The organism is Pectobacterium versatile, from assembly GCF_020166435.1.
Lineage (GTDB): Bacteria > Pseudomonadota > Gammaproteobacteria > Enterobacterales > Enterobacteriaceae > Pectobacterium > Pectobacterium versatile.
Genome location: NZ_JAINZP010000006.1, coordinates 45,297 through 61,768 on the forward strand (window position 1 = coordinate 45,297; position 16,472 = coordinate 61,768).

General features: G+C 52.5%; 14 protein-coding genes and 4 tRNA genes. 17 read left to right on the forward strand and 1 reads right to left on the reverse strand.

Translation table 11 applies throughout. The features are described from left to right. Positions 1-39: 39 nt before the first annotated feature. The 17 genes from wecD (at position 40) to K7X24_RS09380 (ending at position 14,593) form a co-directional block, all read left to right on the forward strand. Positions 40-771 carry a dTDP-4-amino-4,6-dideoxy-D-galactose acyltransferase gene (gene wecD, locus K7X24_RS09300; RefSeq protein WP_224554492.1) on the forward strand — a complete coding sequence of 244 codons (732 nt, stop codon included), beginning with the start codon at positions 40-42 and terminating at the stop codon, positions 769-771. Positions 772-775: 4 nt separating this feature from the next. Next, on the forward strand, positions 776-1,906 hold the full coding sequence (gene rffA / locus K7X24_RS09305; RefSeq protein ID WP_224554494.1) for a dTDP-4-amino-4,6-dideoxygalactose transaminase: 1,131 nt from the start codon (positions 776-778) through the stop codon (positions 1,904-1,906). Between the two features lies 1 nt (position 1,907). Continuing rightward, a complete protein-coding gene (wzxE, locus tag K7X24_RS09310) occupies positions 1,908-3,158 on the forward strand; it encodes a lipid III flippase WzxE (RefSeq protein ID WP_224554496.1) in 1,251 nt (416 codons plus the stop codon). Then, positions 3,155-4,240: a TDP-N-acetylfucosamine:lipid II N-acetylfucosaminyltransferase gene (locus K7X24_RS09315; RefSeq protein ID WP_039492903.1), complete on the forward strand. Its 1,086-nt coding sequence runs from the start codon at positions 3,155-3,157 to the stop codon at positions 4,238-4,240. Before wzxE ends, K7X24_RS09315 begins: the two co-directional genes overlap by 4 nt. Continuing rightward, complete coding sequence (wzyE, locus tag K7X24_RS09320; protein ID WP_040033239.1) at positions 4,237-5,619, forward strand: ECA oligosaccharide polymerase; 1,383 nt, start codon at positions 4,237-4,239, stop codon at positions 5,617-5,619. The genes K7X24_RS09315 and wzyE overlap by 4 nt, the downstream gene beginning before the upstream one ends. Next, entirely contained in the window at positions 5,616-6,365 is a 750-nt protein-coding gene (gene wecG, locus K7X24_RS09325) for a lipopolysaccharide N-acetylmannosaminouronosyltransferase (protein WP_224554498.1), read from the forward strand. Before wzyE ends, wecG begins: the two co-directional genes overlap by 4 nt. 367 nt (positions 6,366-6,732) lie before the next feature. Continuing rightward, entirely contained in the window at positions 6,733-8,124 is a 1,392-nt protein-coding gene (thrP, locus tag K7X24_RS09330; RefSeq protein ID WP_039546733.1) for a bifunctional threonine/serine APC transporter ThrP, read from the forward strand. 139 nt (positions 8,125-8,263) lie between these two features. Beyond that, positions 8,264-8,340 (forward strand) — tRNA-Arg (locus K7X24_RS09335). 123 nt (positions 8,341-8,463) lie between these two features. Beyond that, a tRNA-His gene (locus K7X24_RS09340) sits at positions 8,464-8,539 on the forward strand. 42 nt (positions 8,540-8,581) lie between these two features. After that, a tRNA-Leu gene (locus K7X24_RS09345) sits at positions 8,582-8,668 on the forward strand. Positions 8,669-8,712: 44 nt separating this feature from the next. Further along, positions 8,713-8,789 (forward strand) — tRNA-Pro (locus tag K7X24_RS09350). 341 nt (positions 8,790-9,130) lie between these two features. Beyond that, positions 9,131-10,495 carry an adenylosuccinate lyase gene (gene purB, locus K7X24_RS09355; RefSeq protein ID WP_010294611.1) on the forward strand — a complete coding sequence of 455 codons (1,365 nt, stop codon included), beginning with the start codon at positions 9,131-9,133 and terminating at the stop codon, positions 10,493-10,495. A gap of 9 nt (positions 10,496-10,504) precedes the next feature. Then, the gene (locus K7X24_RS09360) at positions 10,505-11,047 is read left to right on the forward strand and encodes a GNAT family N-acetyltransferase (protein ID WP_039508653.1); all 543 of its coding nucleotides are present in this window, start codon (positions 10,505-10,507) and stop codon (positions 11,045-11,047) included. Further along, positions 11,044-11,835 carry an amino acid ABC transporter substrate-binding protein gene (locus tag K7X24_RS09365; RefSeq protein WP_010294606.1) on the forward strand — a complete coding sequence of 264 codons (792 nt, stop codon included), beginning with the start codon at positions 11,044-11,046 and terminating at the stop codon, positions 11,833-11,835. The genes K7X24_RS09360 and K7X24_RS09365 overlap by 4 nt, the downstream gene beginning before the upstream one ends. An 80-nt stretch (positions 11,836-11,915) precedes the next feature. After that, positions 11,916-12,587 carry an amino acid ABC transporter permease gene (locus tag K7X24_RS09370; protein ID WP_039345321.1) on the forward strand — a complete coding sequence of 224 codons (672 nt, stop codon included), beginning with the start codon at positions 11,916-11,918 and terminating at the stop codon, positions 12,585-12,587. Positions 12,588-12,596: 9 nt separating this feature from the next. Continuing rightward, a complete protein-coding gene (locus K7X24_RS09375) occupies positions 12,597-13,358 on the forward strand; it encodes an amino acid ABC transporter ATP-binding protein (RefSeq protein ID WP_109225927.1) in 762 nt (253 codons plus the stop codon). Between the two features lie 77 nt (positions 13,359-13,435). After that, complete coding sequence (locus K7X24_RS09380; RefSeq protein WP_224554500.1) at positions 13,436-14,593, forward strand: M20 peptidase aminoacylase family protein; 1,158 nt, start codon at positions 13,436-13,438, stop codon at positions 14,591-14,593. A 684-nt stretch (positions 14,594-15,277) separates the two neighbouring features. On the opposite strand, the gene hemY is transcribed toward K7X24_RS09380, so the two are convergent. Continuing rightward, complete coding sequence (gene hemY / locus K7X24_RS09385; protein ID WP_224554502.1) at positions 15,278-16,471, reverse strand: protoheme IX biogenesis protein HemY; 1,194 nt, start codon at positions 16,469-16,471, stop codon at positions 15,278-15,280. Position 16,472 lies beyond the last annotated feature (1 nt).

The following is a 16,472-nucleotide window of genomic DNA, read 5'->3' on the forward strand; positions in this document are numbered from 1 at the left end:
CGTGCCTGAACCAGATGGCGGAAATGAAGGAGCGAAACGATGACCCATCCGATATCAATAGGAAAGGGAGAGATTCGTGCCACGGTTGAACCGCTAGGCTGGGAGAGCGAATTCTTCCAGATTGACAGCGGTAAGCTGAATTTTTCGCCTTCTGCTCCGGCGTTGACGCCCGATGCACTGAACGCATTGACGCTGACGCAGGCCAAAATTGCGGCGGACAATCTGGTGCTGGTGGATGCGCTTGCCGATCTTGGTTTTCGATTGGTGGAAGGCGAGGTCGAACTCAGTCTGCCGCTGCAACGGGCGACTGTTGTGACACCGCTACCGTGCTGGCGTGAAGCTACGTTCGGCGATATCCCTGCACTGAGGGGCGCGGCGTCACGTGTTTTTGCACTGAGCCGTTTTCGTTCTCCGTGGTATCAGCCGGAGGATAGCGGACGTTTCTATGCGCAGTGGATTGAAAACGCCGTGCGCGGTACGTTCGACCACTGCTGTTTACTGGCGGAAGATGCCGCTGGCAATCCACAAGGATGGGTCACGCTACGCAGAATGGATGACACGGATGCACGTATCGGGCTACTGGGCGTTTGGCCGGGCGTTACGGTACGGGGCATCGGTTCACAGCTGATGGCGCTGGCGGAAATGTGGTGTCGACAACAAGGATTGGTACGTCTTCGGGTCGCGACACAGGTTAGCAACGTAGCGGCGCTTCGTCTTTATCTTCGCCGTGGTGCCATGATTGAGAGCACGGCGTATTGGTTATACAGGTGATCACATGATTCCATTTAACGCGCCACCGATTGTCGGTACAGAACTGGATTATATGCAGGCTGCCATGAGCAGCGGCAAATTGTGCGGCGATGGTGGCTTTACCCGCCGTTGTCAGCAATGGCTGGAACATTATTCCGGCAGCAAAAAAGTCCTGCTCACGCCTTCCTGCACCGCTTCGCTGGAAATGGCTGCGATATTGCTGGACGTTAAGCCCGGCGATGAAGTGATCATGCCGAGCTATACCTTCGTTTCTACCGCCAACGCCTTTGTGCTGCGCGGCGCGAAGATCGTGTTTGTCGATATCCGCCCAGATACCATGAACATTGACGAAACGAAGATCGAAGCCGCAATTACGGAAAAGACGCGCATTATCGTGCCAGTTCACTACGCGGGCGTGGCCTGCGAGATGGACGCGATTATGGCACTGGCGAAGAAATACGATTTATATGTCGTGGAAGATGCCGCGCAGGGCGTGATGTCCAGCTACAAAGGCCGTGTTCTGGGCTCTATCGGTCATATCGGCTGCTTCAGCTTTCACGAAACCAAGAACTACACCTCGGGCGGTGAGGGCGGAGCCACGCTGATTAATGACGCAAGGTTGGTGGAACGCGCGGAAATCATCCGTGAAAAAGGCACCAACCGGAGCCAGTTTTTCCGCGGACAGGTGGACAAATACACCTGGCGGGATATCGGTTCAAGCTACCTGATGGCGGATATTCAGGCTGCCTATCTTTGGGGGCAGTTGGAAGCGGCGCGGCCGATCAACGAGCGTCGCCTGAAACTTTGGCAGAACTACTACGCGGCATTCAAATCGCTGGCCGATGCCGGGCGTATTACTCTGCCGACCGTGCCTGCCAATGGGATTCACAACGCGCACATGTTTTATATCAAACTGCGCAATCAGGATGACCGCAGCGCGTTTATCAATTACATGAAAGAAGCCGAAATCATGACGGTCTTTCATTATATCCCGCTACATAGCTGTCCGGCTGGCCTGAACTTCGGTCGTTTCTCCGGTGAGGACCGCTACACCACGCAGGAAAGCGAACGGTTGGTGCGGTTACCCTTGTTCTACAACCTCTCGGACGTCAACCAGCGGACGGTCATCAATACCATTCTGAGCTTCTTCTCCTGATATGTCGTTGGCGAAAGCATCGATATGGACGGCAGGCTCCACGCTGATAAAAATCGGCGCAGGGCTGGTTGTTGTCAAACTGCTGGCGGTCGCTTTTGGCCCCAGCGGCGTGGGGATGGCAGGAAATTTCCGCCAGCTTATTACGGTGTTGGGCGTGTTAGCCGGTGCCGGGATCTTCAACGGCGTCACTAAATACGTGGCGGAGTATCAGCAACAGCCGGAACGGCTGAGGCCGCTGCTCGGTACGTCTGTCACGCTGGTGCTGGGCTTCTCCACGCTGCTGGCGATTCTCTTTCTGGCGGCCGCAACGCCTATCGCTAATCTGCTATTTGGGCATGACGACTATCGCGATTTAGTGCGGGCGCTGGCGTTTATCCAAATGGGTATCGCCTACGCCAACCTATGTCTGGCGATCCTCAAAGGCTATCGAGATGCGATAGGCAACGCGCTGGCCGTTATCGGTGGCAGCCTGATTGGGCTGGCGGCCTTTTGGCTCTGCCTGCAACTGGGTGGCTACGTTGGTGCGTTGGCAGGGCTGGCGCTGGTGCCTGCGCTGCTGGTGATTCCGGCAGGAATCATGCTATTGCGGCGCACACCGCTGGCGCTGACATCGCTAAAACCCGCGTGGGATCGTGCGATTGCCGGGCAGTTGGGCAAATTTACGCTGATGGCGTTGATGACGGCGGTAACGCTGCCCGTTGCGTACATCATGATGCGTAACCTGCTGGCGGCACATTACAGCTGGGATGAAGTGGGTATTTGGCAGGGCGTAAGCAGTATTTCCGATGCTTACCTGCAATTCATTACCGCCTCCTTTACCGTGTATCTGTTGCCGACACTCTCGCGCCTGACGGATAAAGCCGCGTTGTCGCAGGAGATTGTTCGCTCGCTGAAATTTGTGCTGCCCGTCGTGGCAGGCGTCAGCTTTTGTGTGTGGCTGCTGCGAGATTTTGCCATCTGGCTGCTGTTCTCCAGCGAGTTCACGCCAATGAGAGATCTTTTTGTTTGGCAATTGGTAGGCGATGTAATGAAAGTGGGCGCTTACGTTTTTGGCTATCTGGTCATTGCGAAAGCGGCGTTGCGCTTTTATCTGCTCACGGAAGTGAGCCAGTTTCTCCTGCTGACTGGGTTTTCCCACTGGCTGATTCCGCTTTATGGCGCACAAGGTGCGGCGCAGGCCTATATGGCAACCTACCTGGTCTATTTTTTGCTTTGTTGTTGCGTATTCATTATTTACCGTAGGCGAGCATGACGACACTGATTCATGTATTGGGATCTGACATCCCGCATCATAACCAGACCGTTTTACGTTTTTTTAACGACGTACTGGCGACGGAACTCCCCGAACAGCAGATTCGGCACTTCATCGTGGCGTCCCGCGACGGCATTTCATCGGCCGATTTCCCCGCGCTGCGTATCGAAACCTGCGTGGATAAGAAAACGCTGGCTGAGGCGGTTATCGCCAGAGCCAAAGCGAACCGCAAGATGCGTTTTTTCCTGCATGGGCAGTTTAACCCCACGCTGTGGCTGGCGTTGCTGAGTGGAAAAATCAAATCCGAGCAGGTTTACTGGCACGTTTGGGGAGCGGATTTGTATGAAGAGGCGAGTAGCCTGAAGTATCGCCTGTTTTATCTGCTGCGGCGTATGGCGCAAAAGCGTGTTGGGCACGTATTTGCCACGCGTGGCGATCTGGCGTGGTATCAGCAACGTTCACCTCGCGTGCCGACGTCGTTGCTGTACTTCCCAACGCGAATGAATCCAGCGCTAACGGGCATGCAGGTGGATAAACCACTGGCAGGGCCGATGACGATTCTGGTCGGCAATTCTGGCGATCGCACCAATCGCCATCAGGAAGCGCTGCGGGCAATTCACAAGCAGTTCGGGAAAAATGTGCGGGTGATTGTGCCGATGGGCTACCCCGCGAATAACGCATCCTACATCGCACAGGTGGAAAAGGACGGTTTGGCGCTGTTCGGTGTGAAAAATTTCCAACTGCTGAAAGACCAACTGGCGTTTGATGATTATCTCAATATGCTGCGCACCTGTGATTTGGGCTATTTTATTTTCGATCGCCAGCAGGGAATCGGGACGTTATGTCTGCTGATTCAGTTTGGCGTGCCGTTCGTGATCAGCCGGCAAAATCCGTTCTGGCAGGATCTGACGGAACAAGGGCTGCCCGTGTTGTTTTACGGTGATGAGCTGGATGAGGCGTTGGTGCGTGAAGCGCAGCGCCAACTGGCATCGGTCGATAAGCACCAGATTGCATTCTTCAATCCCAATTATCTGCAAGGCTGGCGAGATGCACTGGCATTGGCAGCGGGAGAACCGACATGACGCTGGGGCAATTTGGTGGGCTGTTTGTCGTCTACCTGATTTCAGTCATCTTTATCCTGAGCCTGACCTGGATGGAGTTTCGGCGGGTGCGTTTTAATTTTAACGTGCTGTTTTCTCTGCTCTATTTATTGACGTTCTATTTTGGTTTTCCATTTACCTGCGTGCTGGTTTTCCGGTTTGGCGTTGAAGTGGTTCCCGTGCAGTTTCTGCTTCAGGCGATGCTGTCTGCGACGGCGTTCTATGCGATCTATTACGTCAGCTATAAGACACGGCTACGCCAGAAAGCCTCCGCGCCGCGTGCGCCACTCCTGACGGTGAACCGGGTTGAAGCCAATCTGACCTGGCTGCTGCTGGCGTTGATTGCGGTAGCCACTGTCGGTATTTTCTTCCTCAACAACGGCTTCTTGTTGTTTAAGCTGCGTTCGTACAGCCAAATATTTTCCAGCGATGTGTCTGGCGTGGCGTTGAAACGCTTCTTCTACTTCTTCATTCCGGCGATGCTGGTAGTGTATTTCCTGCGCCAGACGCAGCGTGCGTGGCTACTGTTCCTCATCGGAACGGTCGCGTTCGGGATGCTGACGTATGTGATTGTCGGCGGAACGCGTGCGAATCTGATCATCGCCTTCGCCCTGTTTTTGTTTATTGGTATTGTGCGCGGCTGGATTACGCTCTGGATGCTGGTTGCGGCTGGTGCATTCGGGATTGTCGGGATGTTCTGGCTGGCGCTGAAGCGCTATGGGCTGGACGTCAGCGGTGATTACGCATTTTATACGTTCCTCTATTTAACCCGCGACACCTTCTCACCCTGGGAAAATCTGGCGCTGCTGTGGCAGAACTACGACAAAATTGAATTCCAGGGACTGGCACCGATTGCCCGTGATTTCTACGTCTTTATTCCCTCTTGGCTATGGCCAGATCGTCCGAATCTGGTGTTAAACAGTGCGAACTATTTCACCTGGGAAGTGTTGAATAACCACTCTGGGCTGGCTATATCTCCCACGCTGTTGGGCTCGCTGGTGGTGATGGGGGGCGTGCTGTTTATCCCGCTCGGCGCGATTGCAGTAGGGTTGGTTATCAAATGGTTCGACTGGGTGTACGAGTTAGGGAAGAACGACAGCAATCGCTATAAGGCCGCTATTTTGCAGGCGTTCTGCTTCGGGGCGGTGTTCAATATTATTGTGCTGACGCGTGAAGGCGTTGATTCTTTTGTTTCGCGTGTGGTGTTTTTCTGTCTGGTCTTCGGCCTGTGCTTGCTTGTTGCCAAGCTGCTCTACTGGCTGCTGGAAAGCGCGGGGCTAATCCGGCAACGCTTGATGCGTATGCGTGCCACGCCGACACCCAACACCGTACAGGATCCTGTGATAAAGGAGCAGGTATGACAGCGTTAAAAACCACAGAGACCATTCCTCTGTATACCATTCGTGGTTTGCCCATTCACGGTTTTCGTAACATGGCGCAGTTTGTTGATTACCTGTTTGCGGGCGAGCGGGTTGAAACGGGCACGCTCGTGGCGATTAACGCTGAGAAAGTGCTAACGGCGGAAAAAGACGTGGCGCTGCGTGCATTGCTCGATCGTGCAGAGTACAAGTATGCGGACGGCATCAGCATCGTGCGCTCCATTCGGCGCAAGTATCCGCAGGCTGACGTCACGCGAGTTGCGGGCGCTGACCTGTGGGAAGCGCTAATGGAACGGGCAGGCAAATTAGGCACGCCGGTTTTTCTGGTGGGCGGCAAACCTGATGTGTTGGCACAAACGCAAGCGAAGCTGCGGGCGCAGTGGAACGTGAATATTGTCGGCAGTCAGGATGGCTATTTTGCGCCAGAGCAGCGCGATGCCCTGTTCGAACGTATCCGCGCCAGCGGTGCGCAAATTGTTACCGTCGCGATGGGGTCGCCACGACAGGAAATCCTGATGCGCGACTGTCGTCACCACTATCCTGATGCCTTGTATATGGGCGTGGGTGGAACCTATGACGTCTTTACCGGACATGTGAAGCGCGCCCCGCTCGTGTGGCAAAACTTAGGGCTGGAATGGCTGTATCGCTTGTTGTCCCAGCCGAGCCGTATTTTTCGGCAGTTTAAGCTGTTGAAATATGTCGCCTATCACTACAGCGGTCGTCTGTAACTTCATTGAATTGGCGCGTTAAACGCGCCAACCTTGCTCCACAATCTTTCCTCTCAATATATAAACCTGATTTCTTATTCCTATTCGATTTTAATTGTCTGTTTGCCAGCCGATCAGAAATACAGAATTCTATCTTTGGCGTATTCGTCATCCCTTATGTGTTATTCAAACCCACATTACGGTATTTTCATGGCCGCTAATTTGAGGCGAAGGCACATTTTTTCTGAAAATAAGCAGCATGACAGATGCGGTATGCCTGATAAGAGCCGGTTTCTCTTCACGAAACCGAATTGGCTCTTCATAAAACTGAATAAAAAACAATAACCGGCAGCAGCCGGGATAAGCACAACATAAAGACAGAGGATATATGGCAGAAGATGTAAAGCAGGAAAAACTCCATCGAGGGTTGGAAGCCCGGCATATTGAGCTGATTGCGCTGGGCGGCACGATCGGCGTTGGGCTGTTTATGGGCGCCGCCAGCGCGCTGAAGTGGGCGGGGCCGTCAGTATTGCTGGCCTATATTGTCGCCGGAATCTTCGTTTTCTTCATCATGCGCTCAATGGGCGAAATGCTCTATCTGGAGCCGGTTGCGGGATCGTTTGCCGTCTATGCACACAAATACATGAATCCCTTCTTCGGTTATCTCACCGCATGGGGTTACTGGTTTATGTGGATGGCGGTCGGGATTTCGGAAATTACCGCGATTGGCGTGTATGTTCAGTACTGGTTCCCCGATTTGCCACAATGGATACCGGCTATTGCCGCAGTTGCGCTGGTGGCGGGGGCAAACCTTGCTGCGGTAAGGCTGTATGGCGAAATCGAATTCTGGTTCGCGATGATAAAAATCACCACCATCGTCGTGATGATCGTCGTCGGCGTGGGCATTATTTTCTTCGGCTTCGGTAACCACGGTCAGGCAACCGGATTCAGTAACCTGACCGAACACGGCGGCTTCCTCGCGGGAGGCTGGAAAGGCCTGCTGTTCGCACTCTGTCTGGTCGTGGCATCTTATCAGGGCGTGGAACTGGTCGGCATTACGGCGGGCGAGGCGAAAAATCCACAGGTGACGCTGAAGCGCGCGATCAACAACATCCTGTGGCGCATCCTGATTTTCTATGTGGGCGCGATCTTCGTTATCGTCACGATTTTCCCCTGGAATGAAATAGGGACCTCGGGTAGCCCGTTTGTGATGACATTTGCGAAAATTGGTATCACCGCAGCGGCAGGGATCATCAACTTTGTGGTGCTGACGGCCGCGCTGTCCGGCTGCAACAGCGGCATGTATAGCTGCGGACGTATGCTGTATTCGCTGGCCAACAACCGTCAGCTTCCCGCTTGGCTAGGTAAAGTGACGGCCAGCGGCGTACCCGCAGCAGGCGTCATGATTTCTATTCTTTGCCTGATGGCGGGGTCGGTGTTGAATTACATCATCCCTAATCCGGAAAAAGTGTTTGTTTATGTTTATAGCGCCAGCGTACTGCCGGGCATGGTGCCGTGGTTTGTGGTGTTAATCAGCCAATTGCGTTTTCGTGAGCAGCATCGTGCCGCGCTGGTCGCACATCCGTTTAAATCGGTGTTGTTCCCGTGGGTAAACTACCTGACGATGGCGTTTTTGCTGTGTGTGCTGGTGGGAATGTACATCAATATCGATACGCGGATGTCTTTATTGGTCGGTGTCGCGTTTTTAGCCGTGGTTAGCCTGTGTTATTTTGCGTTGGGACTGGGCAAAAAGACGTCGCTGACAGAGGGTAAATCGTAGTAGTTGGGGGCGGGAAGGGCGGAACTGTGTGTTATTTAGCTTGGAATGAGCAAATCATAATCAAACGCATCATTTCGATAAAAAAGCACTAGACAGCCAGTCACTAAGCCCGTAATATCCCGCCCCGCAACGGCGCTAAGCGCCCGTAGCTCAGCTGGATAGAGCGCTGCCCTCCGGAGGCAGAGGTCTCAGGTTCGAATCCTGTCGGGCGCACCATTATATTGTGTAAACGAGTATGTTGTGTGCAAGAGCTGCGGTGGTACACTTTTCTTCGTAAAGAAAGTATCCCGTAAAAAGGAAGTACCGCGTAATAAGTAGTTGATGTAAAGTGTGGTGATGGTGGCTATAGCTCAGTTGGTAGAGCCCTGGATTGTGATTCCAGTTGTCGTGGGTTCGAGTCCCATTAGCCACCCCAGATTTTGCAACTAGAGTAGTTGATTGACGGTTTGTGAGTTATGCGAAGGTGGCGGAATTGGTAGACGCGCTAGCTTCAGGTGTTAGTGTTCTTACGGACGTGAGGGTTCAAGTCCCTCTCTTCGCACCACACACAAACGAGAACATCAGTGATGTTCAAAAAAGCAGTACATTCGGCGAGTAGCGCAGCTTGGTAGCGCAACTGGTTTGGGACCAGTGGGTCGGAGGTTCGAATCCTCTCTCGCCGACCAATTACAAAGAAAAGCACATCGAAAGATGTGCTTTTTTTTCGTCTGCAATCCTCCAGTAAATAGCGTTGACACATTTAACTCGCACACCGAGGAAAATATGATGAACCAATATGTTAAATGCACCCAGTGAGATTACCCTCTATCCTTTAAATTAGCTGTTGCCGCCCCACTCTGGAAAGAATGCTAGTGAACATTTCCAGATGCATAGTTTGCAATAAAACTTTTTGATCTAAGATAGATCCCAAAGATATAAAGCGCATAATTTCCGCATGTTATATTTTTAAAAATTAAAAAGACGACATAAATCCCCGCCTGATAAATCCAACACTAACGAGTTAATTATGGCATCACATCTTATTGATTTTCTTCTTATAGGGAATAATTTTGGCACACCTGAAATGCGCGGCGTATGGTCCGAGCATAACCGCCTGACTAAACAGGTCGAAGTAGAAGTTGCCCTGGCGCTTGCCGAGGGTGAACTGGGTGTCATTCCGCTGGATGCGGCAAAAACCATTGCAGAAAACGCTGACGCAAGCGCGCTTAACGTTGAAGAGATTGCAAAAGATGCCGCGCGCATGAAGCATTCTCTGATGCCGACGATTGCCGCGATTCAGAAACAGTGCGGTGCCGCGGGTGAGTTTATTCACTACGGCGTGACCACGCAGGACATCGTTGATACGGCGACGGTGTTACAACTGAAACAATCTTTTGATATTGTCGTCAGAGATACACAACTGCTGGCCGTTGAGTTGAAACGTCTGGCAAAGAAACACCAGCATACGCTGATGGCCGGTCGTACTCACGGTATGCAGGCGCTGCCCACCACGTTTGGCTTCAAACTGGCCGTCTGGCTGGATGAATTTATCCGTCACCTCGAACGTCTGGGGGAAATCAAAGAACGTGTTTTGGTTGGCAACATCAACGGTGCGATTTGTACCTATGCCTCTTTTGGCGAGAAAGGGCCGGAAATCGAGCGTCTGACGCTGGATAAGCTGGGGCTGAATACGCCGAATATCGGCTGGCAGTCTGCCCGCGATCGCTTCTCCGAATATGCTTCTGTTACGGTTCTGATCAGCGGTACGCTGGGCAAAATCGGCAACGAGCTGTACAACCTGATGCGCACCGAGATTAACGAAATCGAAGAGCCGTTCTCCGAAGGGAAAATCGGTTCTACTACGATGCCGCATAAACGCAACCCTGCCGCGCTGGAAGGGCTGGCGAGCCTGACTGCTCCGCTGTTTAAGAGCGCTGCGTTGATTCATGAATCCATGAAAGTTGAGCATGAGCGTGATGCGATGAGCTGGCGTGCGGAGTGGATCGCGCTGCCGGAAATCAATATCTATCTGTCCGCTCAGCTTCAGAACGCGCTTGGCATCTTGCGTGGCATGTCCGTCAATGAGAAGCAGATGCTGGCGAACCTCGATCTACAAAATGGCCTGCTGCTGTCCGAGAAAGTGATGTTCGAGATTGGCAAACGTCTCGGCAAGCAGACTGCTCACCATCTGGTTTACGAATGTTCTATGCAGGCATTCGAGCAGAATCAGTCCTTTAAATCGGTACTGCTGGCCCACCCGGTGCTTTCTGAACAGGTGACTGCCGCCGATCTGGACGAATGGCTGAATCCGGCTAACTACGTTGGCAGTGCGCCGCAGAAGGTTGATGACGTGATTCGCTATGCGGATAACTCCGGCCTGCTGCCAGCATAAGGTGACATCATGAGTATCGTATTTCGTCAGGCTACGCTTGCGGACGATGAGACCTATCTGGCACTGGCGCTGGCGGCATTTGAGCCGATTCGCCAACTGGGTATCAATTTTTCTGCCGCCCATGCGGACATCGACATGGTGCGTACGCATATTGCCTCACACGGCGTTTATGTGATGGAAAAAGACGGCGAAATGGTGTCGTCATTTACCATCCGCTATCCGTGGGGGCCGGAGCCAGGCCCGCTCGGTTTGCCCCATTTGGGCTGGTTTGCGACGCACCCTGGTTATAAAAAACAGGGGCTGGGTAAGCAAATGATGAACTGGCTTGAAGAAGAGATTCTGATTAACCAGCTCAAAGCCCCTGCGGTGTCGCTTGGCACCGCGCAAAACCACCCGTGGCTGATTGAGATGTACAGAAATTATGGTTTCAAGGAAGTCGGGCAGACGAATCTGGGAAAAGGACACCTGACAATCTGGATGGAAAAAATCCTTGATAACCAATTGTATGACCAGTGGAAAGATAAAAACTCAAAAAGAGAGGCAGTAAAATGATGAAAAAAGTAACGTTGTCTGTTCTGGCGCTGACGACCGCCTTTCTTGTAGCTGGCTGTGACTCTGGGAAGAGCGGCTCTGAGCAGGAAAAAGTACTGAAAGTGGGTTCAACAGGTCAAAGTTATCCAAGCGGCTTCAAACAAGATAACAAGCTGGTCGGGTTTGATGTTGAAGTGACGGAAACCATCGCGAAAGATCTGAACTACAAAGTTGAGTGGGTTACCGCCGATTTCAGTGGTCTGATGGGGCAACTGGAAGCGAGAAAACTGGATACGGTCGCGAACGTGGTGGCAATTACCCCCGCGCGTCAGGAAAAGTATAACTTTGCCCAACCGTACAGTTATTACGGTAGCCAGATTGTGACGCACAAAGACAACACGGATATTAATACATTGGCTGACCTGAAAGGGAAAACGGTAGCCGGTGTTCTGGGTTCCAACCACGTCAACAACCTGAAAAAAGCCTTTGCCGACGGCAGCGTGAATATTCGTACCTATGAAACGCGCGATGGTGCGATGAACGATGCACTGTCTAAACGCGTTGAAGGCTATGTGAATTCACGTCCGATCCTGTTGGCAGAAATCAATAAGCGTAACCTGCCGTTCAAACTGGTCGGTGAGCCGCTGGTGATTGAAGAAGTGAGCTTCCCGTTCCATAAGGACGAAAATGGTGATGCATTACGTAAACAATTCGATGCTGAATTGACGAAAATGCGTGAAGATGGACGCTTGAAAGCGCTCGCCGAAAAATACTTTGGTGAGGACATCTCTGTTCCACCGAAAAAGTAACGTTATTGCCGCTTGTCGGTTGACTTATCACCTTCTCCACCGGCGCAGTATGGCCGGTGGAAGCATTAATGGTATGACTCATGAATGTCGATCTTGCCTACCTGTTAAAAGTGTTTCCTCAGGTATTAATGTATTTGCCGACCACGCTGTTCCTTGCCGTGGTTTCGATGTTTTTTGCTATGGTTCTCGGCCTGATACTGGCGTTAGTCCGTGAAAGCAAGATCGTCGTGGTAGTAAAAATCGTCGAACTGTATATCTCGCTGTTCCGCGGTATTCCGTCTCTGGTTCAGCTGTTTATCATCTACTTCGGCTTGCCGCAGCTATTCCCCGGCTTATCCAATCTGGATGCGATGACGGCCGCGATTATCGGTTTTAGCCTGAAAACATCCGCCTATATGGCTGAGATTTTCCGTGCGGGTTTGGCCTCTGTGGATTTCGGCCAGACGGAAGCGGGTCTATCCATTGGCATGAGTAAAGCGCAGGTCTATCGCCGCATCGTGTTGCCTCAGGCCATGCTGAATGCGCTGCCAGCGACGGGGAACACCTTCATTTCCCTGATTAAAGATACCTCAGTAGCCTTTGCACTGGGCGTCTCCGAACTGTTCGCGGAAGGCAAGATGATTGCCGCCGAATCTCTGCGTTTCTTTGAGACCTTCCTGGTTGTGGGTCTGATTTACTGGTTGGTGATCATTGTTTACGCCTGGCTGCAAAAACAGCTGGAGAAGAAACTGAATCACTCGCTACAGCGATAAGGGGCTGACATGATCAGTGTAAAGAATCTTTCTAAACGCTTTGGCGATCAGGTGGTGTTGGACAACATCAGTCTGGATATCGCGAAAGGCGAAGTCGTCGCGATTATCGGTCCATCGGGTTCGGGTAAGTCCACGCTGCTGCGCTGTCTGAACCTGCTGGAAACGCCAGAGTCGGGTACGATCGAAATTGGTGAACAAACGCTGGATACGCGCCGTTACACCTCTAAAGAAGCCTATGCGCTGCGCCGTCAGACGGCGATGGTATTCCAGAGTTACAACCTGTTTAAGAACAAAACAGCGCTGGAGAATGTGACGGAAGCGCTGATTGTCGTGAAAAAAATGCCGAAGAAGCAGGCGGATGAAATTGGTCTGGCGCTGCTGGAGCAGGTCGGTCTGCTGCCGCAGGCGGCACAGTATCCAGTGACGCTGTCCGGCGGACAACAACAGCGCGTGAGTATTGCGCGTGCGCTGGCGGTGGATCCGAAGGCGATTTTGTTTGATGAACCGACCTCGGCACTTGACCCGGAAAGGGTACATGAAGTGCTTCAGGTGATTCAGAAGCTGGCGAAAAACGACACCACGATGGTGATTGTCACCCATGAAATGCAGTTTGCGAAAGAAGTGGCTGACCGCGTGATCTTCATGGCAGACGGGCACATCGTTGAGGAAGGCCCGGCGGAGCAGGTGATTAGCTTCTCGGACAACCCGCAAACCCAGCGTTTCCTGCGTCAGTTGACCAAGCTGCCTGAGCCGCTTGAGTACGATATTTAACGCATACGTAGATACACCTGCACGCCTGAACAAGGCAGCCCTGTCAGGCAGGGCACGATAATGTGGAGCAAGTATTCATGAGAACAGCATCTCAGCACGAGCCTCTGGCTCAGTTTATTCAGGCGTTTCGCCACGATTTACATCGCCATCCTGAACTGTCCAATCAGGAGTTCGAGACCACGAAGAAGATTCGTGCGGTATTGGAAAAAGAAGGGATTCGTATCCTCGACCTGCCGTTGAAAACCGGTCTGGTTGCGGAAGTGGGCGGCTTACAGGAAGGGCCACTGGTCGTGGTGCGTTCCGACATCGACGCCCTGCCGATTGAAGAAGAGTCTGGCGTAGAGTTTACGTCGCTCAACAAAGGCGTGATGCACGCCTGTGGTCATGATTTTCACTCTTCTGCGGCGCTGGGTGCGGCAATTCTGCTGAAGAAAATTGAGCAGGAGCTGAAAGGCACGGTGCGAATTTTGTTTCAGGCTGCTGAAGAGACAGGATTGGGCGCGCCGGAAGTCATCGCCGTTGGTGCGTTGGACAATGCGGTAGCGATTTTTGGCATTCACAACGATCCAACGCTGCCGGTTGGCGTCATCGGTGGGAAAGACGGCGCATTGACGGCGGGTGTTGACCGCTTTGAAATCAAGATCGCAGCGAAAGGCTGTCACGCCGCGAAGCCGCATGAAGGCAACGATCCGATTATCATTCTGGGTCAGCTGATTTCTGCTGTACAGACCATTATCAGCCGCACGGTATCGTCCGACAATAACGCGGTGGTGTCGATTACGCAGGTACATAGCGGCAGCACCTGGAACGTTATCCCAGACACGGCCTATGTTGAAGGCACGGTCAGAACGTTCAATCAGGCTGCACGTGATTTAATTGAACAGCGTTTCCGTCAGATCGTAGCGGGCATCGCCAGCACCTTTGGTGCAGAAATTGAATTCCTGTGGCATGCAGGGCCGCCGTCGGTGATCAACACGCCAGAGTGGGTTGAGTTTGCGCTGAATGTGGCGAGTGACGAAGGGTTTGAAGCGCGTCGCGTGGAAGCAAGCCCGATTGGTGAAGATTTTGCGTTCTATCAGCAGAAATTGCCGGGTACGTTCATGATGGTCGGCTCCGGCGGGCCGTATGCGCTGCATCACCCGAAATTCCGCGTTGACGACAGCGCGCTGTTCCCGACTGCGCACTATCTGTATCAGGTCGCGAAACAGAGTTTAGAACAGCTGTCTTCCCGCTAATCTCCTCCCATTAAGCCAATTCTGTCCGCGTCGGGCTTCCCAGCGCGGATATTTCCCTTTTTTTAATTGAATCAATAGTTTTGACTGGGCTGTCAGAAAAACACGACACTCTAGGGGTTCTGCTGTCGCAAAAAAGAGACATTTAATTCATTGATTAATAATGATTAATATTTTATCTGATAAATGCGTCTCTGAAGGACGACAGGTTTTGTGAGCGCGATCTCGTTTTTTCTGCCCAATGTGTCTTGAGCTCCTTCCCAGTGGATAAATAAAAATATTATTGCTTATTAGCTGGTTAGCTTAATTTTATGAAGTGCTGATAATAAAATTATGCATGTTGGCATAATTTATGCTTAAATAAGCGTGTAGATGCTCATTCCACCTTCTATGCTTGCTTCGGCTTCATAATCCTGGGAATGACGCAGAGCCAATTTGAGGTGCCTATCGTCCAACTCCAGATGAAGATGCAAATCTCCATCGGGCCTTCCGGACATAACGTTGAGTGAGGCACCATTCTGTTGTCTGACAGACCTGATATTTTCAACGCTTACCGTTTATCGGTAAGCGTTTTTTTTCGTCTGAGGAAAATGTTCGGTAACCGCCTTCTGTCGGGCTATTCAGGACGGGCCATACAAAAGAATAAGGCTCCAAAAAAGGAGCCTTATGAAAGGAATAGTGCAGCGACTAGTCGGCAGGCTGCTGTAGTGTGAGCAACAACCCTTCGCGCCGCATTTGGGCCGCTTCATCCGGCAGACGCAACCGATCGAGTGCATCGGCACGCCAGGCATAATCATAAGCGTCTGGGCGTAACTCTAGCGCGGTGCGGAAGGCATCGCTGGCCTGCTGCCATTCGCCGTGTTTCATCAGCAACTGACCTAACGTACTGCTCAACAGCGCAGTAGCGCCTTGCTGCTTGATGTACTGGTGCAGTACTTTTTCCAGCTGTTCTGGGTTTCCGGCTTTGAGGCGCGGCATCAGCAAGATCAAGCGCTCGTCATACTGACGTTTGAGACCGTCGAGAATGATCTTCTGGGCGGTATCATGATCGTCACAATCGATCAGATGCTCAACCATCGCGACCTGAAGCGGGATCTCATGGCGCACTTTACGGCTCTGGTTATTCCACCACGACTTCAGCCCTTCGCTGCCGCCATCCGCCATCGCCTGATTCATCAGACCGATATAGGCCTGCTGTTGCAGATCCAGCAGACGTTCTTCAGGGTACAGGTTGATCTTGCGCATCGCAGGCAGAATATCCAACAGCGCACTATAGGCGTGAGTACGTAGGAAAGCCTGTTCCGCTAAACGTAGAACCTCAGGGTGGCGAGGCGCGACCTCCAGCAGTTTGTCCACGCCGTGACGTGCAGCATGATCTTCATTACGCGCTAGCTGAATACGCACGCGCGTAATATCTACCGGAAGCTGATCGGTATCTGCAACCTCGGCGGCGCGCTCCAGATATTGCTTGGTACGGAACTCGTCACCGCGCTGCTGGGCGGCTTCGGCTGCCAGCAGGTAGTTAACCACGGGCTGCTCGGCATGGTCGGCATTACGCGTTAGTAGCTTCTCTACCTGTAAATAATCTCCCTCGGCCAGCTTGAGCAACGCGGCTTTGGTCTGTTTTCTGGCGCGAGTGCGTTTGCGGCCGAGGAACCAGCCGCGCGTGCGGGATCCGGTACGAAAGATCCGGCGGAGCACCCATTCCACCGCCAAAAAGGCGAGGAAGAACAGTACCAGCATGATGACCAGACCGGTCACGCTGGTTTGAATATCGTAGTTATCCGTTTGGATCAGGACGTAGCCTTGGTGGCCTGCGACGATCGGGCCGATCACCATGCCTGCGATCAGGATCAGGAACAGCAATAAGACTTTCAGCATG